The sequence below is a fragment of the Arthrobacter sp. 8AJ genome (genome assembly GCF_902506025.1).
Classification (GTDB): Bacteria; Actinomycetota; Actinomycetes; order Actinomycetales; family Micrococcaceae; genus Arthrobacter.
Window position 1 is genome coordinate 1 of the sequence record NZ_LR733291.1, and the last position, 4,657, is coordinate 4,657.

The window sequence follows — 4,657 nt, forward strand, 5'->3', positions numbered from 1 at the left end:
ACCACAGGCCGTGGCGCCGGGTCCGTTCCGTCACAGGCCAAAGCCCTGGACCGAGACGCAGGTCGAGGCTCAGAAAAGTCCGCCGGTGATGTCATCCACCACGGGCAGCATCGCCCAGCGAGTGCGGTTCCGTACTGCACAGAGCCGGGCCGCCAACAGAACACTGTCTATCACCCAGTTTGGGTGACCAGTTCTTGGGAGCAATCATGGATACCGGGACGATCTTCGGGTTCATCGCCGGATATTTCGCCGCAATCGCCGGCGTCTTCCTCCTTTACCTTCCGGACATCCTCCTGCTCGTTGCCCTGCTGCTCGCAAGCGGGATGTTCCAGCTGCTGTTGTTGCCGTTCGCCATCCTGGTCAGGAGACTGCGGCACCGCCCGGAAGCCCAGGTGGATTCGGCGTGGCTCTTGGAACGCCATCGCTAGGTGCACCGCACAGAGGACTCTTCTGCCAACCAAACAGCTTGCCCGTGGAGCCGAGCCTGGTTCCGGCCCTGCCCTCCGCCAGCCCCAAGACAACATGCCTCTCTTTATTGTCTGGAACTCCTGACCCCCGGGTAAGAGCAGCTTAGGTCCGGCGATCCGGACCAGTACTGCCCGGTTTCATGGGCTCCGCTTCGGGCCCGTGGTTCCAGACCCCAACGGAAGAACCCGATGACAACCCCTTCTGACCACGTCGTCCCCGCGCATGTTGACCTCAAGCAGGAACCTGGCCCGGACCGCAGTCCCCTGGTGCGCTGGCTGCTCGCCAACCAGGTGGCTCCCACCGGCCCGGAGGCCGAGGAGGACCACAAGCCCAACGCCTGGTGGAAGGTCATGTGCCTGACCGGCGTCGACTATTTCTCCACACTGTCCTATCTGCCAGGCATCGCGGCCCTGGCCGCCGGGGCGCTGTCGCCGCTGGCCACCCTGCTGATCGTGGCCCTGACACTGCTGGGTATGCTGCCCATGTACCGCAGGGTCGCCCAGGAAAGCCCGCACGGTCAAGGATCCGTGGCCATGCTGGAGAAGCTGTTGCCATTCTGGCGCGGCAAGTTCTTCGTCCTGCTGCTCCTGGGCTTTGTGGCAACCTCGTGGATCATCACCATTACGCTCTCGGGCGCCGACGCCTCAGTCCACCTGCTGGAAAACCCGTTGATGCCCGAAGCCCTCAAGGGCGGAGCAGTGATCATCACGGTGGTCCTGCTGCTGATTTTGGGTGGAGTGTTCCTGCTGGGATTCAATGAAGCCGTCGGGGTCGCCATCCCGCTGGTTGCCATCTACCTGCTGCTCAACGCCGCCGTCGTGGTGGCCGGATTCATCCACCTCGCGGCCGACCCGTCCCTGGTGGCGGGCTGGACCGACCGGCTGCTCTCCAGTGGCGGCGGACCGATGGGGCTGGTCAGCCCGGCCATCATCGCCTTCCCGTTGCTGGTCCTGGGCCTGTCAGGGTTCGAAACCGGGGTGTCCATGATGCCGCTGATCAAGGCCTCCGGAAGCACGCCGGACGACGTCATGGCTTCCCGGGTCAGGAATACCCGCAAGCTGCTCACCACCGCTGCACTGATCATGAGCGTCTACCTCATGTCCACCAGCTTCCTGACCACCGTCATGATCCCGCCCAGCGAGTTCCAGGACGGCGGCCAAGCCAATGGACGGGCCCTGGCGTTCCTGGCCCACGAACTCTTCGGCGCCGGATTCGGCACCGTCTATGACATCTCCAGCGCCTTGATCCTCTGGTTCGCCGGCGCGTCTGCAATGGCCGGGCTCATCAACATCGTCCCCCGCTACCTGCCCGCCTATGGCATGGCGCCCGAGTGGGGCCGCGCTGTCAGGCCTGTTGTGCTGGTCTACACCGTGGTGAGCATCGGCATCACGATAGCTTTCAAGGCGGACGTGAACGCCCAGGCCGGCGCCTACGCCACAGGGATCCTGGCCATGATGGTCTCGGGGGCGGTCGCCGTCACCGTCTCGGCCATCCGGCGCCGCAGCCGGGCCAGCGCCGTGGGCTTCACTCTACTGACCCTGATCCTGCTGTACGCCTTGGCCGACAACGTCATCGAAAAGCCGGACGGCCTCCTTATCTCCGCGTTCTTCATCGGCGGCATCATCGCCGTCTCCCTCGTGTCCCGCGTTACCCGGACCACCGAACTGCGGGTCGACACCATCGAATTCGACCAACCCGCCCGCCAGTTCATTACCGATTCCATCGCGTACGACCGGGAACTCCACATCATCGCGAACAAACGCCAGACCGGGGACGGGACGGAGTACGCGGAGAAGGAGTTCGAGCAGCGCGGGCTGAACCCCGTCCCCGGCCCCGCCGACGTCATCTTCCTGGAAGTTGAGATATCCGACCCCTCGGAATTCAGCCACACGCTTCGGGTCGAGGGCATCGAGGTTGACGGCTACCGGGTCCTCCGCGTGAAGTCCCCCGCCGTGCCGAACGCCATCGCAGCAGTCCTGCTGGCCCTCCGGGACTCGACCGGGGTCATGCCGCAGTGCTACTTCGAATGGTCTGAGGGCAGCCCGGTCAACCACCTCATGCGCTACCTGTTCCTTGGCCAGGGCGATACGCCTCCGCTGGTGCGGGAAATCCTCCGCGAGACGGAACCTGACAAGGCGGCCAGGCCCGGCATCCATGTGGGTTGACCGGTGCAACGGGGGATGCGCGGCTCACGCCGGGACGCTGAAGTTACCGGTACCCGGGGCACGGCTGGGGGCCGCTGTAAACAGCCTGACGGCGTCCACGCGGTTGGTGCACCTGAGCTTCGAGTAGGAGTGTTCCAGGTGTTTGGATACCGTCCGCGGGCTGATTCCCAGAAGGTGGCCGACAGCTGTGCTTTTGAGGCCTTGCGCCACAAGCGCCAAGATTTCTGCCTCGCGGTCTGTCAGACCGAACCCGTCGGCAGGACACGGATTGTTCGTTGCAGTAGGCGGCGGCTGTGAATAGGCCGTGTCGAGGAGGCACAGCATTGGCTGGATTTCCCTGGCAAGGACCATTTCCCTGTCGCTGAAATCATGATTCCAGCGGTTCATGACCCAACTGTGCAATATTCCGGAGCCTGCCTGTGCCGTCCGTAGCGACAATTGACGGTTAATCCGCATCTCCCGGAAGCCTTCACGATAAAGCCTCGATTCGTGGAACTCCCGGTCGGAAACAATGTCGCTGAGGCGCCGCGGGCGCCACACGCCGGCCATGGAGTCGCCTAAGGCGCTTGTGACGAGCGGATGGTCGTTTCGGAATTCAAGCAGTTTTCGGGCAAGATCACCGAACGGGTGGTTTCCGGGGCGGGCGTAGACCTCCGCCCGGACCTGCTGCATATCCAGCTCATTCCATGCCAGCCCATCGCAGGGGAAAAGCTTCGACAGGAGCTCGCTGGCCGCTTTCAGATAGGTCCCGGGGTCCGGCAGCCGGACGAGCTCGCCGGCAAGGTCACCAACAGCATCCATTGTTCTGCCCACCAAAAACGAATGGTTCGTTTTCCAAGGCTAGGGGCCGGAATTCAGCAGATTCAAGGGTTTGCCAGTTGTAGGGGCTACCCCATTTGGTCCGCACCCGCTATGCGCAGAATTGCGTATGTAAGCCGCATGCAAGGGGTTCTATATTCACCTTGCCGGACGTGGCAGGCCATCCACCCGCGCGTCTGCAAGAAACGGACCCGACCCAAGAAGGAGAAGATCATGGCAGTCGCAATCATCATGGAGTTCGACGGGTCGACGCTTGAACAATATGACGAGATCAACAAGAAAACGGGCTTGACCCCAGGCGGTCCCGGTCCCGCAGGTTCGATATCCCACTGGGCCACGGCTACGGATAAAGGATTCCAAGTCACGGACGTCTGGGAAAGCCGTGAGCAGTTCGACACCTTCGCTCAGGAAAAGATCGGACCTCTCAGCATGGAATTGGGCTTTGCGGCACCCCCGAAACTGACTTTCCATGAGGTGCACAATTACCTTACGTCCAATACCGACAGCCTCAGGACGTCGGTCCCGGCGCAGCAGTGACGGAGCCCAACAGCTGAAGAAGGTCCCGGGGCCGGTCCCTCGCAGGAGCCGGCCCCTGGGCCTTTTTCCGTCAATCGACCCCTATTTGGCGCCGAGGAAGATCGGGTTGGTCAAGGCAGCCATTGGACCCAGCAGCAGCGTCGTCCCCATATTGGTCCCGTTGCTCGCCGTGCCGTCGGCCATGGGATGGCGCACCTCGGCCCGCACGTAGGCGGAGAGCTGGGCGGTGGTGATCCAGGTGTGGGTGCCCTGGCCGGAGGCCGGGAGCGTCACCTGCTGGGTCTGCCCTTCATCAGTGATGATCCGGATGACACCGTTGGGAACACCACTGACGTCGATGCTGACTGTCACCGGGGCATCGGCTTTGACGTCGAGCCGCTCCCCCACTCCTGCCTTCCGGCCGGCTGCGGACACGGTGAAGTCCAGGGAGATGCCGGCGGACTCGGCAATCCAGCTGCGGCCGTTGCGGATGCCGTCCAGGATGGCGTCGTGGGAAAGCGCTGCGGCGTCAACGACGTTATGCGGCAGGCCGATGACCTGCGGCTCGCTGTGTGCGTCGCTGTTGCCCATCGCAGGGACCCAGCGGCCGCCGGTGCGCACCGAACTGGCGAGCATGGAGTCCCACGTGTTGATGGCGTACTCATCGTCCGCGGTCCATGGACCGGTCC

Annotated in this window: 5 protein-coding genes; 3 read left to right on the forward strand and 2 right to left on the reverse strand. The window is 63.5% G+C overall.

Going from position 1 to position 4,657, the window contains the following annotated elements; translation table 11 throughout:
• Positions 1–206 precede the first annotated feature (206 nt).
• Positions 207–428, forward strand: coding sequence for a hypothetical protein (locus BACI349Y_RS20085; RefSeq protein WP_159636185.1), 222 nt, complete (start codon positions 207–209; stop codon positions 426–428).
• A gap of 228 nt (positions 429–656) precedes the next feature.
• A complete protein-coding gene (locus BACI349Y_RS20090) occupies positions 657–2,633 on the forward strand; it encodes an amino acid transporter (RefSeq protein WP_159636188.1) in 1,977 nt (658 codons plus the stop codon).
• Between the two features lie 24 nt (positions 2,634–2,657).
• On the opposite strand, the gene BACI349Y_RS20095 is transcribed toward BACI349Y_RS20090, so the two are convergent.
• Positions 2,658–3,434 (reverse strand): helix-turn-helix transcriptional regulator, encoded by a 777-nt coding sequence (locus BACI349Y_RS20095; RefSeq protein ID WP_201302549.1) that lies wholly within the window; start codon positions 3,432–3,434, stop codon positions 2,658–2,660.
• A 231-nt stretch (positions 3,435–3,665) separates the two neighbouring features.
• Here BACI349Y_RS20095 and BACI349Y_RS20100 point away from each other — a divergent pair, with 231 nt between their 5' ends.
• A complete protein-coding gene (locus BACI349Y_RS20100) occupies positions 3,666–3,989 on the forward strand; it encodes a hypothetical protein (protein WP_159636191.1) in 324 nt (107 codons plus the stop codon).
• An 81-nt stretch (positions 3,990–4,070) separates the two neighbouring features.
• On the opposite strand, the gene BACI349Y_RS20105 is transcribed toward BACI349Y_RS20100, so the two are convergent.
• The coding region (locus BACI349Y_RS20105) for a CehA/McbA family metallohydrolase (protein ID WP_201302550.1) at positions 4,071–4,657 on the reverse strand (587 nt) is incomplete at its 5' end.

What these genes read in the sequence shown, in the direction of transcription:
- BACI349Y_RS20095 (WP_201302549.1), bottom strand. Translation starts at nt 3,434, where the DNA reads ATGGATGCTGTTGGTGACCTTGCCGGCGAGCTCGTCCGGCTGCCGGAC.
- BACI349Y_RS20090 (WP_159636188.1), top strand. Translation starts at nt 657, where the DNA reads ATGACAACCCCTTCTGACCACGTCGTCCCCGCGCATGTTGACCTCAAG.
- BACI349Y_RS20100 (WP_159636191.1), top strand. Translation starts at nt 3,666, where the DNA reads ATGGCAGTCGCAATCATCATGGAGTTCGACGGGTCGACGCTTGAACAA.
- BACI349Y_RS20085 (WP_159636185.1), top strand. Translation starts at nt 207, where the DNA reads ATGGATACCGGGACGATCTTCGGGTTCATCGCCGGATATTTCGCCGCA.